Below are 19,862 nucleotides of genomic sequence, written 5' to 3'. Positions count from 1 at the left end.
AAACTTTTAGAATGAAAGATATGCCATTTCAATTCCTTCCAAACTGGGTACAATTTGGGGCTTTCATGCTTGCGGTAAATGCAGGCATGATCAACGTTTTGGGTCTCATTTCTCTATTACATCAGTCAGTTTCACATATGACAGGCAATGCAAGTCTGCTTGCGATCGGTATTATTGACCATGATTTCAAAGCTGTATTTTTTCTGATTCTTATTATCCTGAGTTATGTTTTAGGCTCTAGTTTTAGCGGTCTGATATTGGGGAATAGTCAATTTAAACTCGGACGCAGATATGGTCTACCATTGAGTTTAGTGACTTTTTTTATTCTGCTCTGTTGGGTATTTATTCCCTATTATCCTCGTTATGCACTGCTATGGGCATGTTGTGCGATGGGTGTACAAAATGCCATGGTAAGTCATTATAAAGGTGCGATTATTCGCACGACTCACCTTTCTGGTGTCTTAACCGATCTTGGTTTAGCATTTGGATATTTTGTAAGAGGTCTTACAACGGAATCCAGAAAAGTTATTTTGCATTTAGTGATTTTATTTGGTTTTATTATTGGCAGTACTGTTGCGGCATTCAGCTATCCTTATTTACAATTAGAAGCGTTTTTAATTCCTGCAGGTTTAAGTTTTTTACTGACCCTGATCTATTGGATTTTATATTTCCGTCATTGTTATTTTCAAAAATCGTAGTTGGTATTACTCATGGTAAAAAATGCCTTGCAAGCACAATTGCTCAAAGCTGGTTTAGTCGATCAAAAAAAGGCTAAAAAACTTTCTAAACAAGCTGTGCATGAGCAACGCACGGGTCAAAGCAATGAAGCTGAGATTAAAGCTAAGATTGAACAAGATTTAAAGCAAAAATTAGAAAAAGATCAGAGTCTAAATCTTGAAATCAAACGCCAGCAAGATGAAAAAGCATTACGTGCAGCAGTAGTGCAAATGATTGGTCAGCATAAAATCAAAGATATTGATGGTGAAATCAGCTACCAGTTCGTTGATGAAAATAAAATTAAGAAAATTTATATTAATCAACAAGTTTACAATGCACTCGTGGCAGGTACATTAGTTATCGCCAAAGATCAAACAGGTTATGCTGTTCTACCAAGAGCGTTATCTGAGCGGATTAATGAAAAAGTCGAAGGATTTATTATTGTGAATAATGCTGAGAAAAATGAGGCTATTACAGATGAGGAAGATCCATATGCAGCTTATGTTATTCCAGATGATTTAATGTGGTGAATTCCTCAAAAGCCTAATTTATTAGGCTTTTTTTACGCTTGATGTGTGATTCAGATTGCGGTGTAGCGGGTATAAATTCATGATTAAGATGCTTTAGGTCATATTGCTGCGTCCAACCATCACGAGAAGACTCTATCAATTTTCTGCGCTCGTCTTTTATTCTCTGATTCGATTTTTTTCAATCGATGTTGTTTTGGAGAGCTTAAAAAAAATAATGGATTGATTTTCTCATATTATTTTTTCATTTTCAAAATGCTGAAAATGAACAAGCTCAATAATGCTTCTTTCAGGACCTTTCGTGTAGGTTAAGAATACAGTGAGATTGAGAATGAAAAAAAATCTGGTTACAAGATAAGCTTTATAATTTAAAAATGTAATGACGATAATCTAGGAAATTTTATAGTGTGACTTAATTCACATTAATTTTATTTAAAATAGAAGTTCATAAAATTTATTTCAAGTAATTAATTTAATCTATTCTGTTTGATAAACGTTAACTCTAATAAATTTAATAACTTAAACCATTAAGCTAATACCAATTCATTTAGAGGTGATCAAGTTGGACAGATTAAATTTTGTAACTCAAATCCAAGAATGGTCAGATCAATTTCCTTGGTTAGAGATGTTGACCTCTCTGAGCATTCTTATTCTCATTGCATTTATCGCAAATTTTATTGCTAAACAAGTGGTCGTCCGTGGTATTCGCAAAATTATTAGCAAACTACGTTTTAGTTATAGTGATGTCTTAGCGGAACATAGCGTTATTCGAAGAATTGCAAACATTGTCCCAGCATTGGTGATTATGAATGGAATTGTGACGGTTCCTCACCTGTCTGAAAAAGTCATTACATTGATTCAGATGTTTGCACAAGCCTTCATTTTCTTAACCATTGCCTTGGCAATTAGTCAGCTTCTCACCATTTTTAATATTATTTATCAACGTAATCCTAAATCTCACAATAAGCCAATTAAGGGTTATTTACAGTTAGTTAAACTCATTATTTTTGTTGTTTGTGCACTGATGGTCATAGGAACATTTCTTAAAAAAGATGTTTTCACGCTATTGGCAGGTTTCGGGGCAATGGCAGCAGTGCTCATGCTGGTTTTCCAAAATACAATTCTATCTCTAGTGGCTTCAGTTCAAATCTCTTCATATGACATGGTTCGGATTGGTGATTGGATTGAAATGCCAACCTTAAATGCGGATGGCGATGTCATTGATATGTCATTACATACGGTGACCGTACAAAACTTTGATAAGACCTATACCACTATTCCGACCAATCGTTTGGTGACAGATACTTTTAAGAACTGGCGAGGTATGCAAGAACAAGGTGTTCGTCGTATTAAACGTGCACTCTATATCGATCAAAATAGTGTTCACTTCTTATCTGCAATGGAATACAGCAAACTTAAAGAATTTCTGATTTTAGAAAAATATCTGGATGAGAAACAAACTGAGTTAAAAAACTTTAATCAGCAATATGCAAATAATGGGGTCAATAACCAACGTCGTTTAACCAATTTAGGAACATTCCGCGCATATATTGAATACTATTTAAAAAATCATCCAGGTATTGCACAAAATCAGTCCTTAATCGTTCGTCAATTACAACCGACAGGTGAAGGTTTGCCTATAGAAATTTATGCTTTTACAAATACGACAGCTTGGGTGGCTTATGAGGCGATCCAATCCGATATTTTTGATCATCTTTTGGCGATTCTTCCTGAGTTTGGATTAAAAATATTCCAGATTCCTTCTGGGAATGATTTCAAGATTCCTCAAGACACAGTAAACTGAGTTTTGATTAGATGAATTAAGATTAGTCGTATGCTGCAGTGGTTTGAAAGACTCGTTGATCCATATCCATCCAAAGATTTAAATCAGCCCTTGCCGAAGAAATTTTTTCCATTTGTTTGGCAAGCAGCATCAGGAGTTAAGCGCTATCTCTTGGTGTTGGTGTTATTTACTGCAGCAACAGCTTCATTTGAAGCTATTTTCTTCTCTCAAATTGGTCATTTAGTTGATTGGTTGTCCGCATCGACGCCTCAAAATTTTCTCGAAAATAACCAAACAAATCTGATGATTTTGTCTGGTTTTCTACTTGCTAATATTTTCTTTGCAAGTTTGCAATCAATCATAAGGCATCAGATTTTATTCAGTAGCTTTCCAATGCGCTTGCGTTGGCGTTTTCACAACTTATTACTTCTTCAAGGTTTAGACTTTTTTCACAATGATTTTGCAGGTCGATTGTCAGCTAAAGTCATGCAAACTTCACTTGCAGTTCGTGAATTTTGGGTAATTTTGGGGGATATCGTTACTTATGTGGTGATTTATTTTATTACCATCAGTGTGGTTTTAGGAAACGTCTCCCCTCTTCTCCTTATTCCCCTGATGGCATGGTTGATTTTATTCATTGGCGCGGCATCCTTCTTTATCCCGCGACTTGGAAAAATTTCAAAAAAGCAGGCTGATGCACGCGCGGTGATGACTGGTCGTGTGACTGATGCTTATACAAATATACAAACAGTAAAATTGTTTGCACATGCTGGTCGTGAAAGCCAATATGCCAAAGAGTCTATGCAACTTTTTATGAAGACGGTGTATACCCAGATGCGTCTGGGAACTGCTTATGAAATTAGCATTAATCTACTGACCGCAATTTTATTCTTTGGCGTTTTAGGTACAGCAGTTTGGCTTTGGTTTATTGGTGAAGCAAACATCGGTGTGATCGCCGCAACGACAGCCATGATTTTAAAGCTGAATAGTATGGCTTCTTTTATGATGTGGCAAACTTCAGCCTTATTTGAAAATATTGGTACCATCCAAGATGGGATGACCACGCTAGCCAAACCAATAGCAATTCAAGACAAAGAAGCTGCACTGCCACTCGAGGTACGCTCTGGTGCGATTAAATTTGATAATGTGAGCTTTGCATATAATCAAAAAAATGTTATTAATCACTTGAATTTAGAAATTAAACCGGGTGAAAAAATTGGAATTGTCGGTCGGTCTGGTGCTGGAAAATCGACACTGATCCAACTACTACTTCATTTTTATCAAACCCAACAAGGTAAAATTTATATCGATGGCCAAGCGATTGATGAAGTCACCCAAGATAGTTTAAGAAAAAACATTGCTCTCGTGACGCAGGATACTTCTTTGCTGCATCGAAGTGTTGCTGAGAATATTAAATATGGTCGACCTGAAGCGACTGATGAAGAAATGTATGAAGCTGTCCGTAAAGCTCGAGCAGAAGAGTTTATTCCACAGCTTACAGATCTACGTGGTCAGACAGGATATGACGCTTATGTAGGTGAGCGTGGTGTAAAATTATCTGGTGGGCAAAGACAGCGTATAGCAATTGCACGGGTATTCCTAAAAGATGCTCCAATTTTGATTTTAGATGAAGCAACCAGCGCACTCGATTCAGAAGTGGAGGCTGCGATTCAGGCAAGCCTTGATGACCTGATGGAAGGTAAAACGGTAATTGCAATTGCACACCGCCTTTCAACAATCGCTCAAATGGATCGATTAATTGTTTTGGATCAAGGAAATATCGTAGAACAAGGATCTCACGATGAGCTGATCCAACAGAATGGAATTTATGCCCAACTTTGGCAACGCCAAACGGGTGGATTTTTAGTTGAACAAAAAGTGAAAGACAAGGAATTAGACGAAGATGCTTTATCTTGATGATTTAAAAGTGGGTGATCAGTTTAAAAGTCGTGAATATGAGTTAACACTCGAAGAAATTAAAGAATTTGCACAAAAATATGACCCTCAAGTCTTTCATACTGATGAAGAGGCTGCAAAAGATCATCCTATTTTTCAAGGTATCGCAGCCAGTGGTTGGCAAACTTCAGCCATTACCATGCGTCTCTGGACTGAATGTTTTCCAATTGCCAAGGGGCTTATCGGTTCAGAGTCAAGCTTAAGATGGCCAAAACCAGCTCGTGCAGGTGATCGTTTGCATGTGGAAGTTGAAATTGTTGCTATCAATCCTTCAAAAACAAAGCTAGATCGTGGAATTGTGAGTTATGTCACACAAACAAAAAATCAGCATGGTGATGTTTTGTTGATTTCAACCACAAAAATTGTCGTTTTTAAGACTTAAACATCGGTTTCACACTAGATTTGTCCGACAAAATTGGTATTTTCTATCTGGAATTTATGTCAGTATTATTTTCACCAAAAATTATGAAAAAAATTGTGTAAAGCAATGGATCGCACATGAAAACAGTTTCAGTTCGCCCAGATTTAGGCATTCCAGGTGTTTACGGACTCTTACTTTTAGATGTTGTTTCTCGTTGGGGTTATAGTGCTGAGTCGCTATTCGCTCCCTTTGGATTCACCAACGAGCAACTTGCCGATCCTGAATTTAGAATTCCACTCCATGTAGCGAATGAGATGATTATTCTCGCGCGCAAAATGACAGGTGAAAGTTCTCTTGGTTATCATCTTGGTAACCAAATGCGGATTTCTATCCATGGTTTTATTGGCTATGCCATTATGACTTCGAATGAGATTACTGATGCACTTATTTTAGCCAACCGCTTTATACAACTGCGTATGCCTTTTCTGCAATTTCATTTTTCGACATTTACAGAACAAGTTTCTTTGCAGTTACAATGTGATATTGATCTTGAACCGCTGAGAACTGAAATTGTCATGGCTTTGACTTTTGGTGTCATTACCATGGCAAAAGCACTGACAGGCATAAATGATTTATATGGCGAAATTAATTTCGACTTTCCTAAACCTGAAGGCTTTGACAAATACATCAGTCGTCTACACCCTAAAACGATTATTCATTTTAACCAGACTCATTTTCTTGCCAGTTTCGATAAAAGTTATTTAGGCTTGAAGATGGTTAACGCAGATCCGATTGCCAGTCAAATTGCAATTAATCAGTGTGAAGCAGAACTATCAGAGCTTGGAGAACGCCGTCGAATTTCAATGCGTGTTCGCGATATTTTGACACATTCTGAACAGCACTATTTAAGTATTGAAAATGTGGCAGATCGCCTGCATATGTCTGATCGTACACTGAAACGTCAGTTGGCTGCAGAAGGAACTTCTTTTTCAACCTTAGTGGATGAAGTTCGATATCGTCATGCAACCTCCCTACTGTCACGTACTGACTATTCACTTGAACAAATCGCAGATGAACTCGGTTATTCAGATGTTGCGAATTTCAGTCGTGCATTTAAACGTTGGAGTGGTCGAAGTCCAAGCAGTTGGCGTAAAGATCCATATTTATAGAACTTTCGTTTTTAAATAAAACACTGTATAACACAAGAAAATTTTTCAAATCGAATTGAGGAGTCGTGATGAATCATCCTTCAGAGCTTAAATATGCTCGCACACACGAATGGGTACGTATTGAAGGTGATCTCGTTGTTACTGGGATCTCAGATCACGCACAAGATGCATTGGGTGATCTTGTCTATGTAGAAGCACCTGAAGTAGGTCGTGAATTGACTGCTGGTGAACAAGCGGGTGTAGTTGAGTCTGTGAAAACAGCTTCTGATATTCATGCTCCTGTAAGTGGTGTAGTTGTAGAAATTAATGAAAATCTAGAAGATGATCCAGATTTTGTAAATGATGATCCCTATGGCAAAGGCTGGATCTACAAAATCAAACCATCTAATTTGGCAGATGTAGAACAACTTCTCTCAAATACAGATTATGAATCAGGTTTGTAATATTTATGACCAGTCTACGGACTGGTTTTTTATTTATACATTTTCGGATGAATGGCTCACTTTTTGCTGTAATTTTCATGTAATTTGATTATAATTAATTCAACTTCTCTCCCTACTTCATTGCTGACCAAAACCAAAAATAATTTTATTTGGCACAGATTGAAGCTTTTAATGGTTCAATATTTCAAGGTTGTCTATGTCTTCTATACATGCTGAGCATCTATGGAATAAATCTTTTATTCTGTGTCTAATTAATAACTTATTTATTTTCATCTTTTATTTTGCTCAGACAACGATATTGCCAATTTATATTCTGAATGATTTAAATGGTAATATTACCCAAGCTGGGCTTGCACTGACTTTATTTCTAGCTTCATCGATCGCAATACGACCGTTTACCGGTCTCATTATCGAGAAGATTGGGCTTAAAAAAGCACTTTATATCTCTGAGTCATTTTTTGTACTGCTCTCTTTCGCTTATATCTTTGCTGATAATCTAACCCTATTACTGGTCATTCGGTTACTACAAGGAATTTGGTTTAGTATTTTGACCACTGCCATGATACCAATCGTCAATGACTTCATTCCAAATCAGCGTAAAGGTGAAGGCATGGGCTATTTTGTCATGTCAGTCAATCTTGCCATTGTACTAGGACCCATGTTGGGCTTGATTCTCATTCAACCATGGGGATATATTCCAGTGGCTACCCTTTTAGCTGCAATTGTTTTTATTGGTTATTTGTTCTGCTTTTTGATTCCGATCCAGACACAATTTCAAACTTTTAAGCGCAAAACAAAAATTAGTCTTCATGATTTTGTTGAGATTAAAGCTTTACCTGTTGCGATGATGGCGATGCTCATCTCATTTTCTTATGCAAGTATCATGTCTTTTATCTCGACATATGCTGAATCAAAAAATTTATTGACCTATGCGAGTTTATTTTTTGCTGTTTTTGCAGTTTCCATGATGCTCCTAAGACCCTTCACAGGAAAGTTATATGACTCCAAGGGTCCTGCCTACGTTGTCTATCCAGCGATTGTGAGCTTTAGCATTGGGCTATTCATTCTAAGCCAAATTCATTCTGCTGCCGGATTATTGATATCTGCTGTCTTTATTGGTATAGGCTTTGGATCTGCTCAGCCATGTCTTCAAACGCAAGCCATTCAAGCTGTAGCACGTGAACGTGTTGGACATGCGAGTTCAACTTTTTACACCTTTTACGACATTGGCATCGCATTAGGTTCTTTTATTTTAGGGATTGTGATCACACACTATCAGTATTCGATTGCATATATATTATGCGCAATATTGACGCTATTAAGCTTGCTGTTTTACCGCTTCGTTGTTCAAACTAAAGTAAAAGCGGTCTAGATAGTTAAAAATTTTTCCAAAAAAAGCCTTCAGATGAAGGCTTTTTTTTTATTCAATTAGCTTTCTGCATCTTCATCAAACATACTGAAGGTTTGTGAAGACGTTTCAGCATTCTCTCGGATGCGTGTACTTTTCAGTTTAATTTGTAGACGTAATTCATTTTTAGAGTCAGCATTACGAATGGCTTCATCATAACTGATCGCACTTTCGTTATATAAATCAAACAATGCTTGGTCAAATGTTTGCATCCCCAGTTCTCGAGACTTGGTCATAATTTCTTTCAACTCATGAAAGTTACCTTTCAAAATCAAATCCGAAACTAAAGGTGTATTTAGCATGACTTCTACAGCAGCTCTACGTCCGACACCATCTTCAGTTCGAACTAAACGTTGAGAAATAATGGCTTTCATATTTGATGAAAGATCCATAAGCAACTGATTACGCCGTTCTTCAGGGAAAAAGTTGATAATTCGATCTAAGGTTTGATTGGCATTATTAGAATGCAACGTGCCTAGGCACAAATGACCAGTCTCTGCAAAAGCGATCGCATGCTCCATGGTCTCCGTATCACGGATTTCGCCAATTAAAATTACATCTGGTGCCTGACGAAGTGTGTTTTTAAGCGCATTATGCCATGAGTGACAGTCCACTCCGACTTCTCGGTGAGTGACCATTGATTTTTTATGTTTATGCACGTATTCAACTGGATCTTCTACAGTAATGATGTGCCCTGCTGAGTTCTCATTACGGTAATCAATCATGGCAGCAAGTGAGGTAGATTTACCCGATCCAGTGCCACCAACCACTAGAATTAAACCTCGCTTTTCCATCACCACATCTTTCAATGTTTCTGGTAATTTCAACTTTTCAAAGTTTGGAATTTCAGAGGTAATGGTACGAATGACCATCCCTACATTAAGTTGCTGTTGAAAAACATTCACGCGAAAGCGCGATACATCTGGGACATTAATGGCAAAATTACATTCTAATTCACTCTCGAATTCTGCTCTTTGTTTTTCATTCATTAAGCTATAAGCGAATAGTTTTGTTTTTTCTGCAGTCAAAACTTGAGAACTTAAAGGCTTCATTGAACCTTGATGTTTCATACTTGGAGGAAAATCAGCTGAAATAAATAAATCTGATCCCTCATGGTCAAAAACGCTTTTAAGCAATCTGAACATGAATTGCCGAGCTTCGCTAAGTAATTCATTACTGAACATTAATTTCCCCAAGTTATAAATATTAAATACTTAAAATACTAATAGAAATATAAGGTTATTTCAGCTGTTTCATCAAATATTTAATGCTTTAAAAAAACATTCAAATCTTAAAGGCAAAAAAAGAACCCATATTTCATGGGTTCTTTTTTACGAATTATATTAGGAGAGTTGTTGAGCAACATCCAAAATCAATTGCTCTGTACTTAACCAATCCAAGCATCCATCAGTCACTGATTGACCGTAAGTCATGTGATCAGAAATTTTCTGATTGCCATCGACTAAAAAGCTTTCTAGCATGACGCCACGGACTTGTGTTTGAGGTCGTTCATTCACAATTTGCTTTAATACAGCAGGTTGATTCAATGGATTTTTAGCACTGTTCCCATGGCTACAATCAATAATCAAAGCTGGTAATACATGGTTATTGTTTTCTTGAATCTTTTTAATTTCAGCGAATTGGTAATTTGTACCCTGATTCGATCCACGTAAGATCAAATGTGCGTGCGGATTACCCTTTGAAGATAAAATGCTTGGACCACCATCTTGGCTTAAACCAAGAAATTGATGCGGCTGTGAAGCGGACTGAATCGCATCCAATGCAATTTGGATTGATCCATCTGTACCGTTTTTGAACCCAATGCTATAAGGCATATGGCTAGATATTTCGCGGTGAATTTGCGACTCGCTTGTTCTCGCCCCAATCGCACCCCATGAAATCAAATCATCAAAATATCCTGTTGCCATTGGGCTTAAGATTTCTGTAGCCAATGGCAAACCCATTTCAGCAATTTGAATGAAGAGCGATCTAGACTGTTCAAGTCCTTTTTGCATATCTGCTGAACCATTTAAATCTGGATCATATAAAAAGCCTTTCCATCCTACAGTGGTGCGGGGTTTTTCAATATAAGTACGCATCACGATGAAAATCTGATCTTTGACTTGTTCTTGCAGTTTTTTTAATTTTTGTGCGTATTCGAGGGTTGCTTTAGGATCATGAATCGAACATGGACCAGTAATGACCAATAAACGTGGATCATGACCAGCTAAAATATCTTGTATGGTTTGGCGATGTTGACGAATCTGAAGTGAAACTATCGGACTAACAGGTAAAGCTGATTTTAGTTCTAATGGTAAGCTTAATTTTTTTTCTAAAGTATGTTGAGCTGTCGTTATAAGCTGAGAATTAATTGCATTCATCTTGAATTCCTTTGGGCAGCAATTGCCCTATCTTTTATTTGAGCGTGAGGTGTCTATTGGCTGGGTTTTGTTCTTGACTAAAATAGAACCAATAACCGTTGCTAAAATAAAAAGTATTCAATGTTTTCATGAGATGCTCCTATATTTGTTGAGATGAAAAAAAACCTGATTGGTGTTGCCAATCAGGTATAAACTTGATGGGCAACATTTTTGTTGCCCGAACGCGTCTAGGCAACTAGATGTTAAATTGCCAAAAATAATAATAAGCGTTAGTAATCAAGTGTGTCGTTTTCATCAAATTATCTAAAATATAACCCTTAAAAGTAAAATACGCATAAATAGACTGATTGACAAGCAATTTATATAAAAAATATTGTTATATCAGTCATAACTCAAAGATATCAATGGTTTATTGCTTATCTATAGGAAGCCAATCTTTTATAGCGCATATTTGTTTGAGCATCAGTTGCTCAGCCTCAGACTTACAAATCGCTTGGCTAAATAAAAAGCCTTGACCATATGCACAGCCAACATCCTGAAGACTTAAGAGCTGTTGGCATGTTTCAACGCCTTCAGCGATCACATCCAATGACAGAATAGGTCCAAGCTTAGCAATGCCCTCTACAATTGAATTGATTGACTTCTCCTCATTCATTCGATTCACAAAAGCGTAATCAATCTTGAGACAGTCGACAGGATAATCTCTTAAATGCGTCATTGAAGAATGACCGGTTCCGAAATCATCCAATGAAATTCGAAGACCATAGTTTTTGAGCTTTTGCAGTGCTCGAATCACAAATTCTATTCCGCGCTCAGACAGGATATGTTCTGTAATTTCAACCTCGATTAAATGAGCAGGAATTTGATGTCGTTCTAAACGTTGAATCAACAATTCTGCATAATTGTCACGCATGAATTCAACTGGAGAGGCATTAATTGAGATCGGTACAAGTTGAACTCCCTTAGACATCCAATCCGCCATGTCACTCAGAATCTTTTCATGCATGATTTCACTGATTTTACTGGCCAGCTCATAATCGTTAAACGCTTCTGAGATTGAAGCTGGATAATGAAGTTGCTGCTGTGCATCATGCCAACGCATCAAAGCTTCAAATCCGATTAGCTGACAGTTATCTAAGCGAACCTTAGGTTGATAATACGGTTCGATTAAATTGTCCTGTATGATATAGCGAGCAGTATCAAGTTGTTGCATCTTCTTTTCAGCAAGTGCAAACATTTCGTTATCATACATACGATACCCACCACGACCTTTTTCTTTAAGATCATTTAAAGCGGTATCCGCACATTTCATCAATCCGAATACATCTTGAGCATCTTTAGGATAAATGGCACATCCAATACTCATCCCACTATTAATCACTTTTCCTGCATAAGTGATGGGGGCAATATTTTGTTTAAGCACTTTCTGTGTGGTTTGATGTAATTCTTCTTCTGAGGTCATCCCTGTCACGATAATTGCAAATTCATCTCCACCTAAACGTGAAACAATACACTTGCGATCCAAACTCTTTTGCAGACGTTTAGATAAGACTTTAAGTAGATGATCTCCAGCAGGATGACCTAAAGTATCGTTAATGTTTTTAAAATGATCGAGATCAATAAACATCATACCAATAAGTGTTTTCTCACGATTTGCCTGTGAAATCGCCGTTTTTAATTTATTTTTGAAGGCACGACGATTCATCAGATCGGTCAGATCATCATATTCACTGCTGATTTTAAGTTTAGCTTCGGCAACACGTTGACGGGTAATATCACGTGATACACAGAGAATACTGGTCGTATTTCCTTGTTCATCATGCACAGGTGTTAAAATATTATCCCAATACATCACAGTATCGCCGTGTGTGCTCATGCCCGCAAAACGGGCATTCTTCCCTCGAGCTGCTGTTTTAATCGCTTTTGCCCCCTGTTCGCGTACTTCAGGTGGTAACAGCGTTAACCAGTCCATTCCAAATTTCTTAACACGCTCTTGACCCAGTAATGCCATGCATCCAGATTTGTTCATGTGTTCAAGCTTGCCATCTGGTGTGATAATTTTTATACAGTCTACGCTGACATCGAGCATATCTGTATTGGCACGTAAGGCCTCAGCAGTTTCACGCATTTTGATTGTACGATCATGGATATTTGTGCAACTTATCATCCAATTTTGCTGGTTGGATTGAATCACCTTAGGTTCAGCAAGCATTAAGAACCAAAAATATTCACCTGATTTATTTTTTATACGACACTCTTTTTCAAATTTCTGACCGTTTTTTTGAGCATCATTCCAAATCTGATAAAGATGTTCAGCATCATCAGGATGAACAAATTTAAGCCAGTCTACGTCACGTAAGATTTGCGTATCCGCACCGATATATTGTTTAAGTGCGAGGTTACAATACCCTGAGTTGGTGTGACTGACCCAAATCAAATTGGGCAGTAAATCGAGTGCAAATTTAAAGTCATCTGACAGTGTTATATGCAAAGGCACAGCTTTGGACTGTAAATGATCAGCTCTATTCAGATCCAGAATGCTCATAGTTCACCTATTCGAAAATAACAACCCATCAAAATGACGAATACAAAAATCAGCGTAAAATTTAGAATTTAATTAATCAGTATTTAAATTTCGTTAATAATGATTATCAAACATCATTAATTTTAAAATACGTGATAATAATAACACTTAAATGGATTAAATTAATACAAATACCATTTCTGCATGATACATAATTTTTATAACTTGTGAATATTAAATAGACAAAATGCATAAAAAATAATGAAATACGACACAATAATGAATTTATTTGATAATTCTACATCTTAGAATTAAATAATTCCGATTTTAATTAAAAAAACACCTACTTATATTAAGTAGGTATCGAATAATATAAAAATAATCTAAACTTATTATTAATTTATTATAAAAAATCTTTAATGTTTTTGATAACCTCACTTGGTTTTTCTGCATGTAACCAATGTCCAGTGCCATCAATCGTCACAAATTTAGCTTTAGGATATTGAAACCGAATAAGATCATTATCGCGCTCCAGATTAATATAATCGGATAATTCTCCTTTTAAAAACAAAGTTTCATTCGATTGTGGATTAAGACGTTCCCATGACAAAATCTGAAAATATTGTTGTTTAAGTGCATCTAAGTTAAATAGCCACTGTCCATTGCGGAAAGATTTGAGCAGAAATTGAATAACGCCAATTTCATTAATATATTTCTGCATCAACTCGGTTGCCTCCTTTCTTGAAACAACTTGAGCTTTTTGAACTTCTTCTAAAGCTTTGAAAATTTGATCATGATGAGATTTTTGATAAGCGACGGGTGCCATATCAAGTACAATCAACTTAACTACTCGATGTGGTACAAGGTTTGCTAAGTGCATGGCAACTTTCCCCCCCATCGAATGACCAATGATGTGAAATTGTTGCACATTCATATCATCTAAAGTTTCTACAACATCTTGCGCCATGAGTTGATAACTCATTTGATTAGAATGAGGTGATAAACCGTGATTACGCAAATCAATTTGGATGACATCATGCGTTTCCTGAAATGCTCTCGCGAGCATGCCGAGGTTCGATAAACTACCAAAAAGACCATGAATCAGAACAAGAGCAGGTTGACGTGGATTCGCATTTGATTTGGTGATCTCAGCATTTAGTCGCATATATATACTCAAATAGCTTTAAAAATGTGATTCAAATTCTAACAGTAGAGTTTGTATTTTAGTGTTAGTTTAATTTTTATTTATATAATTCAGTAAATTAAAGACAATCAAAAAAATTCGGTTATAAGTAAAAGTATTGAGTTTTATAAAAATTAGTCCTGTAATTCGATCTTGAGATCGTGCGGAAATTATATATATTATCCGATTAAACTTTTTACTTTGAACATTTTAGGAAATTTAGACCATGTTTCATCATGTAGATGCTTATGCAGGTGACCCTATTCTTTCACTTATGGAAGAATATAGTAAAGATGAGCGTACTCAAAAAGTGAATTTGAGTATTGGTCTATATTATAACGAAGACAGTATTGTACCTCAGTTAAATGCGGTCAAAGCTGCGTACAAAAATATTGAACCGAGCAACGATAAAGTTAAACTTTATTTACCAATGGATGGTTTGAAATCTTATAACGAAGCGACTCAAGCATTAGTTTTAGGTCCTGATAGTCAAGCGCGTAAAGATGGTCGTGCTGTCACGATTCAAACACTTGGTGGCTCAGGTGCACTTAAAGTTGGTGCTGATTTTTTGAAAAAATATTTCCCTGAGTCAGATATCTGGGTAAGTCAGCCAACTTGGGATAACCATATCGCAATTTTTAATGGCGCTGGTATCCAATCTCATTTCTATCCTTATTTTGATGCTGATACAAATGGCGTTAACGTTCCAGCAATGCTTGAGGAATTAAAAACACTAAAAGCAAAAAGTATTGTTTTGCTTCATCCTTGCTGCCATAACCCAACTGGTGCAGATTTAACGCCAGCAGAATGGGATCAAGTGATCGAAGTACTTAAGACGAATGATCTTATTCCATTCCTTGACATCGCTTATCAAGGTTTCGGTAAAGGTCTTGAAGAAGATGCATACCTTATTCGTGCTTTAGATAAATCAGATATGAATTTCATTGTGAGTAATTCATTCTCAAAAATCTTCTCACTGTATGGTGAGCGTGTCGGCGGCTTAACATTTGTCTGTGATGATCAAGCTACTGCTCAAAAAGTGCTTGGACAATTAAAAGCAACTGTACGCCGTATTTATTCTAGTCCAGCAAGCACAGGTGCATTGTTGGTTGAAAACGTGTTAAACAACGCAGATCTAACTGCTCAATGGCAAGCTGAATTACAAGAAATGCGTGAACGTATTATTAAAATGCGTGAATTGTTAAATTCTAAATTGAGTGCGGCTCTACCTGAACGTGACTTTAGCTATCTAGTGAAACAACAAGGTATGTTCAGTTATACAGGTTTGACTGGTGAACAAGTGGACATTCTGAAAGATAAATATGGTATTTATTTAGTCCGTAGTGGTCGTATGTGCGCAGCAGGATTAAACTTAAATAATATTGATTATGTGGCTGAATCAATTGCAGAAGTTTTGAAAGCTACCGCTTAAAAACAAAAAACGGGCATATCGCCCGTTTTTTATTGCTCAATTAAAAATGTACAACAGTACGGATTGATTTACCTTCGTGCATTAAATCAAAGGCTTTATTAATGTCTTCTAGACCCATAGTATGAGTGACGAAAGGTTCTAATTGAATGTCACCCTTCATCGCATCTTCAACCATTTTTGGTAATTGAGTACGACCTTTTACACCACCAAATGCTGTACCCATCCATTTACGTCCAGTCACTAATTGGAATGGACGAGTTGAGATTTCTTGACCTGCACCAGCCACACCAATAATGACAGATTGACCCCAACCACGGTGTGCACATTCAAGCGCTGAACGCATTACGTTTGTATTACCGATACACTCAAATGAATGATCAACACCCCATCCAGTCATCTTTACAATGACTTGTTGAATAGGTTGATCATAGTCTTTAGGATTAAGGAAATCTGTAGCACCAAACTGCTCAGCCAATTTAAATTTTTCTGGATTGGTATCCACTACAATAATCCGGCCAGCTTTGGCTTGTTTAGCACCTTGAACAACTGCTAAACCAATACCACCTAAACCGAACACAGCAACAGTATCACCTTCCTGTACTTTTGCAGTATTGTGAACCGCACCAATACCAGTCGTCACGCCACAACCCAATAAACAAACGTGTTCAGGGTTTGCTTCAGGATTAATTTTTGCTAACGATACTTCGGCAACAACTGTGTATTCACTGAATGTTGAACATCCCATATAATGGTAAATAGGTTCGCCATTATAAGAGAATCGAGTCGTTCCATCAGGCATAACACCTTTACCTTGAGTGGCACGTACAGAGACACATAAGTTTGTTTTATTTGATTTACAGAACAAACATTCGCCACATTCTGCAGTATAAAGCGGAATGACATGATCACCTGGTTTAACACTGGTTACGCCTTCACCAACTTCAACCACAATACCTGCACCTTCGTGACCCAGTACCGCAGGGAATACGCCCTCTGGGTCTTCACCAGAAAGTGTAAATGCATCAGTATGACAAACACCTGTATGCGTAATTTTCACCAATACTTCACCAGCTTGTGGTGGAGCAACATCTAATTCAACAATTTGTAATGGCTGACCTGGACCGAATGCCACCGCTGCACGAGATTTCATGATGAAAACTTCCTTTGTAAATTAAGATTTAACAGATAAGTTACAGTAACCGCTTTTGATAAAAACATTCAACTATTTGATTGATGATATTATAGCCATACAACTGCATAATAAGATTTAGGAACGACAGCTTTGATACTTATGTTGCGACATATATTGTGTTTACTCACATTCCTTATTTTAACTGGATGTAATTTGGCGATGAATACAAGTATAAAACAAGCCCCAATCCAACCTCATGCCACACATTGGCTCAGTAATACACCTGAAACAAAACGCAATATTGAACAAGGTTTAACCGCATTCTTACCACTTCATGATCCTTTTATGAGTATGGCTTCACGTGTTCATTTAATACGTGAAGCGCAACATACGATCGATTTACAGTATTATATCTGGGAAAATGATGTGATAGGTCAGCATTTATTGTCTGACCTACTCAAAGCAGCTGATCGTAATGTGAAGGTTCGACTATTAATTGATGATCAAAATGGCACTCAATTAGACTCGACCTTAAGTGCATTGTCTAAACATCCTAATATCGAAATTAAACTATTCAATCCCTACAAATTTCGCAGCTTTAGAGTTTTGGATTATGTGTTTCGCTTTAATAAAATCAATCATAGAATGCATAACAAATTGATTATTGCTGATGGAGCGATTGCTGTTACTGGGGGGCGTAATATCAGTAATGAATATTTTGATGCCAGTGACAATTTTCAATTCGCGGATATGGATATTTTATTTGCAGGTCAATCAGTTTCAGCTGCAAACACGGTGTTTCACCAATTTTGGAATGATGAGCTGAGTTATGATATTCAGCAAATAATTCCTGAGTCTCAAAAAGAATTAGCGCATTTAAGATCGCATTATTCAACCAAGCAAAATTTTCAAGGTGCTGAAACTAAAAAACGTATTGATCAAGCAGAACGTTTTTTAGAAGAAAATTTAAAAAAACATCCTATTCGTTGGTCTAAAGCTCATTTTGTTGCAGACAGCCCCAATAAAATCAGAGCGAAAGCTCAATCTCATGAACTGCTGATTAATCAGTTCAAATCCATTATGGGGAAACCTGCTCAAGAAATAAACTTGGTGTCTGCCTATTTTGTTCCTACTGTTCATGGTGAGTCTTTACTCAAACAATTGAGTGAGCAGAATGTCAAAGTTCGAGTTTTAACAAACTCATATTTGGCAAATGATGTCCCGATTGTTCATGCATTTTATCAAAAATATCGAACCTCACTCTTAAGGTCAGATGTAAAACTTTACGAGTTTAAACCTTATATTGAACGGTCTGATCGGACTTGGTATGAAATTATGACGGGTAATGTTATTCCTGCGAAAGGAAAAAATGCGTCGCGGCTTCATGCTAAATTTTTTACTGTAGATGATAAAGTTTTTATTGGAACATTCAATTTTGATCCACGTTCAGCGTATTTGAATACTGAACTTGGACTGATCATTGAGTCAGCCGATTTTAAAACAGAGATATCTCAATCTTTAGATGAAAATCTTCCCAAAGTTGCCTATCAACTACATTTGGATGCCCATCAAAACTTAAGATGGGAAGAACAACGAGGTGAAGAAAAGTTAATACATGATCATGACCCTGAAACGACTCGTTTTCAGAGATTTATGTTCAAGTCTTTGTCCTATCTCCCAATCGAATGGATGATGTAAATTCTTTGTTGTGACTGGTTTGTACAACCAGGATAAATTGCATTATTATTCACGTTTTATTTTTTGAACCCTTGGTTCTACTCTACTCCCATGCAATTTTTTGATCTTAGTCGACAGTATAATCTGAACGACATACTCACCCCTTTTTTATCACTTGAAGATTTATCTCAGCATGAATGGTATTTAGCTAAAATTAGTGTTGATTATGATTGCCTTACTGATGAAGACTTAGTTGAAGGTTCTATCACGTTAAAATCTAACCATAATGTTCAAATTGAATTGGCTTGGTTAATTTTAGACAATGGTCATGAGTTACAAGTTTTGTTCAAAGGCATTGAAACCTCTGTCTCAGAACAAACGCTCGTGATTGTGAAGGGTGCCCGCTTAGTTGATGAAGAAGGACAAGAATTATCTGCTCAAGCATTATCTTTATGGATTGATGGTACTCTACTCAATATGCTTCCACATATTCGTAAAGAAATTAAATCACGTTTAAACTTGTGGGATTATGTAGATTATGATGTGTAATAAGCATCTCGATTGACTTTAACAGGTTGTTAAATTAATCCAATTGACTGGAAAAGTTCACGATAGTATTCGGCTTTCTTTTCAAGAGCTAAAGGATAAGCTCTTGAAGAAGATGGCATACGATGGATTCGGATATCTTTGTTATCAAATTGCAGATCCACGACTGTACCCATTTTAACTTTAGTGTGTACAGATGCATTCATTGACTTTAATAAGGTCTCAGTTGCTTTATCACCTGTGGTCATAATATCTCGACAATATGGAATTTTTTTAAGCAATAGAAGCATATCTGTCGGTGTAACGATTTCTAGAAATTGATCTGAGGCATTGTCTTTCAAACGCCGTACTTGATAGGCTGTATCAAATATTGCAATGCCCAACTCATTTAGAAAATCTTTCAGCATTTGCTCTTTGAATTGTTTATTTTCACGGTCTAGAAAATAATGAGAGTCTTGAAAAAAGATCAACCCATATATTTTCCACATATCATTTTGAAAATTCGGATAATAAAAATCCATTTTCCATCTTGCTTTCGGCGGAGGAAAACTGCCAAGCATGAGCAATTTGGCTTGATGAGGTACAAATGGCTCAAGTGGATGTGTTTCGATATCAGTCATATC

The 19,862-nt window shown here is 36.7% G+C and carries 17 protein-coding genes; 11 read left to right on the top strand and 6 right to left on the bottom strand.

All coding sequences use genetic code 11. The features are described from left to right. Window positions 1-20: 20 nt before the first annotated feature. The 8 genes from AC1M84_RS06225 to AC1M84_RS06190 all read left to right on the top strand — a co-directional run bounded on the left by AC1M84_RS06225 (window position 21) and on the right by AC1M84_RS06190 (window position 8,328). Window positions 21-698: a YoaK family protein gene (locus AC1M84_RS06225; protein ID WP_180027852.1), complete on the top strand. Its 678-nt coding sequence runs from the start codon at window positions 21-23 to the stop codon at window positions 696-698. Window positions 699-710: 12 nt separating this feature from the next. Next, a complete protein-coding gene (locus AC1M84_RS06220; RefSeq protein ID WP_481592584.1) occupies window positions 711-1,247 on the top strand; it encodes a DUF2058 domain-containing protein in 537 nt (178 codons plus the stop codon). A 559-nt stretch (window positions 1,248-1,806) separates the two neighbouring features. After that, entirely contained in the window at window positions 1,807-3,048 is a 1,242-nt protein-coding gene (locus tag AC1M84_RS06215) for a mechanosensitive ion channel family protein (RefSeq protein WP_228143075.1), read from the top strand. Window positions 3,049-3,078: 30 nt separating this feature from the next. Further along, window positions 3,079-4,944 carry an ABC transporter ATP-binding protein gene (locus tag AC1M84_RS06210; protein WP_481594644.1) on the top strand — a complete coding sequence of 622 codons (1,866 nt, stop codon included), beginning with the start codon at window positions 3,079-3,081 and terminating at the stop codon, window positions 4,942-4,944. Continuing rightward, window positions 4,931-5,365 carry a MaoC family dehydratase gene (locus tag AC1M84_RS06205; RefSeq protein ID WP_481594643.1) on the top strand — a complete coding sequence of 145 codons (435 nt, stop codon included), beginning with the start codon at window positions 4,931-4,933 and terminating at the stop codon, window positions 5,363-5,365. Before AC1M84_RS06210 ends, AC1M84_RS06205 begins: the two co-directional genes overlap by 14 nt. Before the next feature lie 116 nt (window positions 5,366-5,481). Beyond that, entirely contained in the window at window positions 5,482-6,513 is a 1,032-nt protein-coding gene (locus tag AC1M84_RS06200) for an AraC family transcriptional regulator (RefSeq protein WP_481594642.1), read from the top strand. A gap of 68 nt (window positions 6,514-6,581) precedes the next feature. Then, window positions 6,582-6,956: a glycine cleavage system protein GcvH gene (gene gcvH / locus AC1M84_RS06195; RefSeq protein ID WP_035267502.1), complete on the top strand. Its 375-nt coding sequence runs from the start codon at window positions 6,582-6,584 to the stop codon at window positions 6,954-6,956. A gap of 196 nt (window positions 6,957-7,152) precedes the next feature. Next, entirely contained in the window at window positions 7,153-8,328 is a 1,176-nt protein-coding gene (locus tag AC1M84_RS06190; RefSeq protein WP_481594641.1) for an MFS transporter, read from the top strand. A gap of 56 nt (window positions 8,329-8,384) precedes the next feature. Here AC1M84_RS06190 and AC1M84_RS06185 read toward each other — a convergent pair whose 3' ends face one another. The 4 genes from AC1M84_RS06185 to AC1M84_RS06170 form a co-directional block, all read right to left on the bottom strand. Continuing rightward, window positions 8,385-9,548, bottom strand: a complete 1,164-nt coding sequence (locus tag AC1M84_RS06185) for a PilT/PilU family type 4a pilus ATPase (RefSeq protein WP_481594640.1) — start codon at window positions 9,546-9,548, stop codon at window positions 8,385-8,387. A 159-nt stretch (window positions 9,549-9,707) separates the two neighbouring features. Next, window positions 9,708-10,745 carry a 3-deoxy-7-phosphoheptulonate synthase gene (locus tag AC1M84_RS06180; RefSeq protein WP_481592589.1) on the bottom strand — a complete coding sequence of 346 codons (1,038 nt, stop codon included), beginning with the start codon at window positions 10,743-10,745 and terminating at the stop codon, window positions 9,708-9,710. Window positions 10,746-11,154: 409 nt separating this feature from the next. Next, entirely contained in the window at window positions 11,155-13,290 is a 2,136-nt protein-coding gene (locus tag AC1M84_RS06175) for a sensor domain-containing protein (protein WP_481594639.1), read from the bottom strand. 382 nt (window positions 13,291-13,672) lie between these two features. Further along, window positions 13,673-14,434: an alpha/beta fold hydrolase gene (locus AC1M84_RS06170; protein ID WP_481594638.1), complete on the bottom strand. Its 762-nt coding sequence runs from the start codon at window positions 14,432-14,434 to the stop codon at window positions 13,673-13,675. A gap of 244 nt (window positions 14,435-14,678) precedes the next feature. On the opposite strand from AC1M84_RS06170, the gene AC1M84_RS06165 reads away from it, so the two are divergent. Continuing rightward, a complete protein-coding gene (locus tag AC1M84_RS06165) occupies window positions 14,679-15,884 on the top strand; it encodes an amino acid aminotransferase (protein ID WP_481594637.1) in 1,206 nt (401 codons plus the stop codon). Window positions 15,885-15,924: 40 nt separating this feature from the next. Here the strand turns inward: AC1M84_RS06165 and AC1M84_RS06160 are convergent, their stop codons facing one another. Continuing rightward, the gene (locus tag AC1M84_RS06160) at window positions 15,925-17,034 is read right to left on the bottom strand and encodes an S-(hydroxymethyl)glutathione dehydrogenase/class III alcohol dehydrogenase (RefSeq protein ID WP_481594636.1); all 1,110 of its coding nucleotides are present in this window, start codon (window positions 17,032-17,034) and stop codon (window positions 15,925-15,927) included. A 201-nt stretch (window positions 17,035-17,235) separates the two neighbouring features. Between AC1M84_RS06160 and AC1M84_RS06155 the strand changes: the two genes are divergently transcribed. Both AC1M84_RS06155 and AC1M84_RS06150 read left to right on the top strand, forming a co-directional pair. Next, window positions 17,236-18,714, top strand: coding sequence for a phospholipase D family protein (locus AC1M84_RS06155; RefSeq protein WP_481594635.1), 1,479 nt, complete (start codon window positions 17,236-17,238; stop codon window positions 18,712-18,714). 90 nt (window positions 18,715-18,804) lie between these two features. After that, on the top strand, window positions 18,805-19,242 hold the full coding sequence (locus AC1M84_RS06150) for a hypothetical protein (protein WP_179997989.1): 438 nt from the start codon (window positions 18,805-18,807) through the stop codon (window positions 19,240-19,242). Window positions 19,243-19,271: 29 nt separating this feature from the next. Here AC1M84_RS06150 and AC1M84_RS06145 read toward each other — a convergent pair whose 3' ends face one another. Continuing rightward, window positions 19,272-19,859: a uracil-DNA glycosylase family protein gene (locus tag AC1M84_RS06145; protein ID WP_481594634.1), complete on the bottom strand. Its 588-nt coding sequence runs from the start codon at window positions 19,857-19,859 to the stop codon at window positions 19,272-19,274. Between the last annotated feature and the right edge of the window lie 3 nt (window positions 19,860-19,862).

It is taken from the genome of Acinetobacter sp. 24-47-66 (assembly GCF_056779755.1).
Note: the sequence above shows the minus strand (reverse complement) of the source record. Positions and strands in the feature narration are given on the sequence as shown.

What these genes read in the sequence shown, in the direction of transcription:
- AC1M84_RS06225 (WP_180027852.1), top strand. Translation starts at nt 21, where the DNA reads ATGCCATTTCAATTCCTTCCAAACTGGGTACAATTTGGGGCTTTCATG.
- AC1M84_RS06220 (WP_481592584.1), top strand. Translation starts at nt 711, where the DNA reads ATGGTAAAAAATGCCTTGCAAGCACAATTGCTCAAAGCTGGTTTAGTC.
- AC1M84_RS06210 (WP_481594644.1), top strand. Translation starts at nt 3,079, where the DNA reads ATGCTGCAGTGGTTTGAAAGACTCGTTGATCCATATCCATCCAAAGAT.
- AC1M84_RS06205 (WP_481594643.1), top strand. Translation starts at nt 4,931, where the DNA reads ATGCTTTATCTTGATGATTTAAAAGTGGGTGATCAGTTTAAAAGTCGT.
- AC1M84_RS06200 (WP_481594642.1), top strand. Translation starts at nt 5,482, where the DNA reads ATGAAAACAGTTTCAGTTCGCCCAGATTTAGGCATTCCAGGTGTTTAC.
- gcvH (WP_035267502.1), top strand. Translation starts at nt 6,582, where the DNA reads ATGAATCATCCTTCAGAGCTTAAATATGCTCGCACACACGAATGGGTA.
- AC1M84_RS06190 (WP_481594641.1), top strand. Translation starts at nt 7,153, where the DNA reads ATGTCTTCTATACATGCTGAGCATCTATGGAATAAATCTTTTATTCTG.
- AC1M84_RS06185 (WP_481594640.1), bottom strand. Translation starts at nt 9,548, where the DNA reads ATGTTCAGTAATGAATTACTTAGCGAAGCTCGGCAATTCATGTTCAGA.
- AC1M84_RS06180 (WP_481592589.1), bottom strand. Translation starts at nt 10,745, where the DNA reads ATGAATGCAATTAATTCTCAGCTTATAACGACAGCTCAACATACTTTA.
- AC1M84_RS06175 (WP_481594639.1), bottom strand. Translation starts at nt 13,290, where the DNA reads ATGAGCATTCTGGATCTGAATAGAGCTGATCATTTACAGTCCAAAGCT.
- AC1M84_RS06170 (WP_481594638.1), bottom strand. Translation starts at nt 14,434, where the DNA reads ATGCGACTAAATGCTGAGATCACCAAATCAAATGCGAATCCACGTCAA.
- AC1M84_RS06165 (WP_481594637.1), top strand. Translation starts at nt 14,679, where the DNA reads ATGTTTCATCATGTAGATGCTTATGCAGGTGACCCTATTCTTTCACTT.
- AC1M84_RS06160 (WP_481594636.1), bottom strand. Translation starts at nt 17,034, where the DNA reads ATGAAATCTCGTGCAGCGGTGGCATTCGGTCCAGGTCAGCCATTACAA.
- AC1M84_RS06155 (WP_481594635.1), top strand. Translation starts at nt 17,236, where the DNA reads ATGAATACAAGTATAAAACAAGCCCCAATCCAACCTCATGCCACACAT.
- AC1M84_RS06150 (WP_179997989.1), top strand. Translation starts at nt 18,805, where the DNA reads ATGCAATTTTTTGATCTTAGTCGACAGTATAATCTGAACGACATACTC.
- AC1M84_RS06145 (WP_481594634.1), bottom strand. Translation starts at nt 19,859, where the DNA reads ATGACTGATATCGAAACACATCCACTTGAGCCATTTGTACCTCATCAA.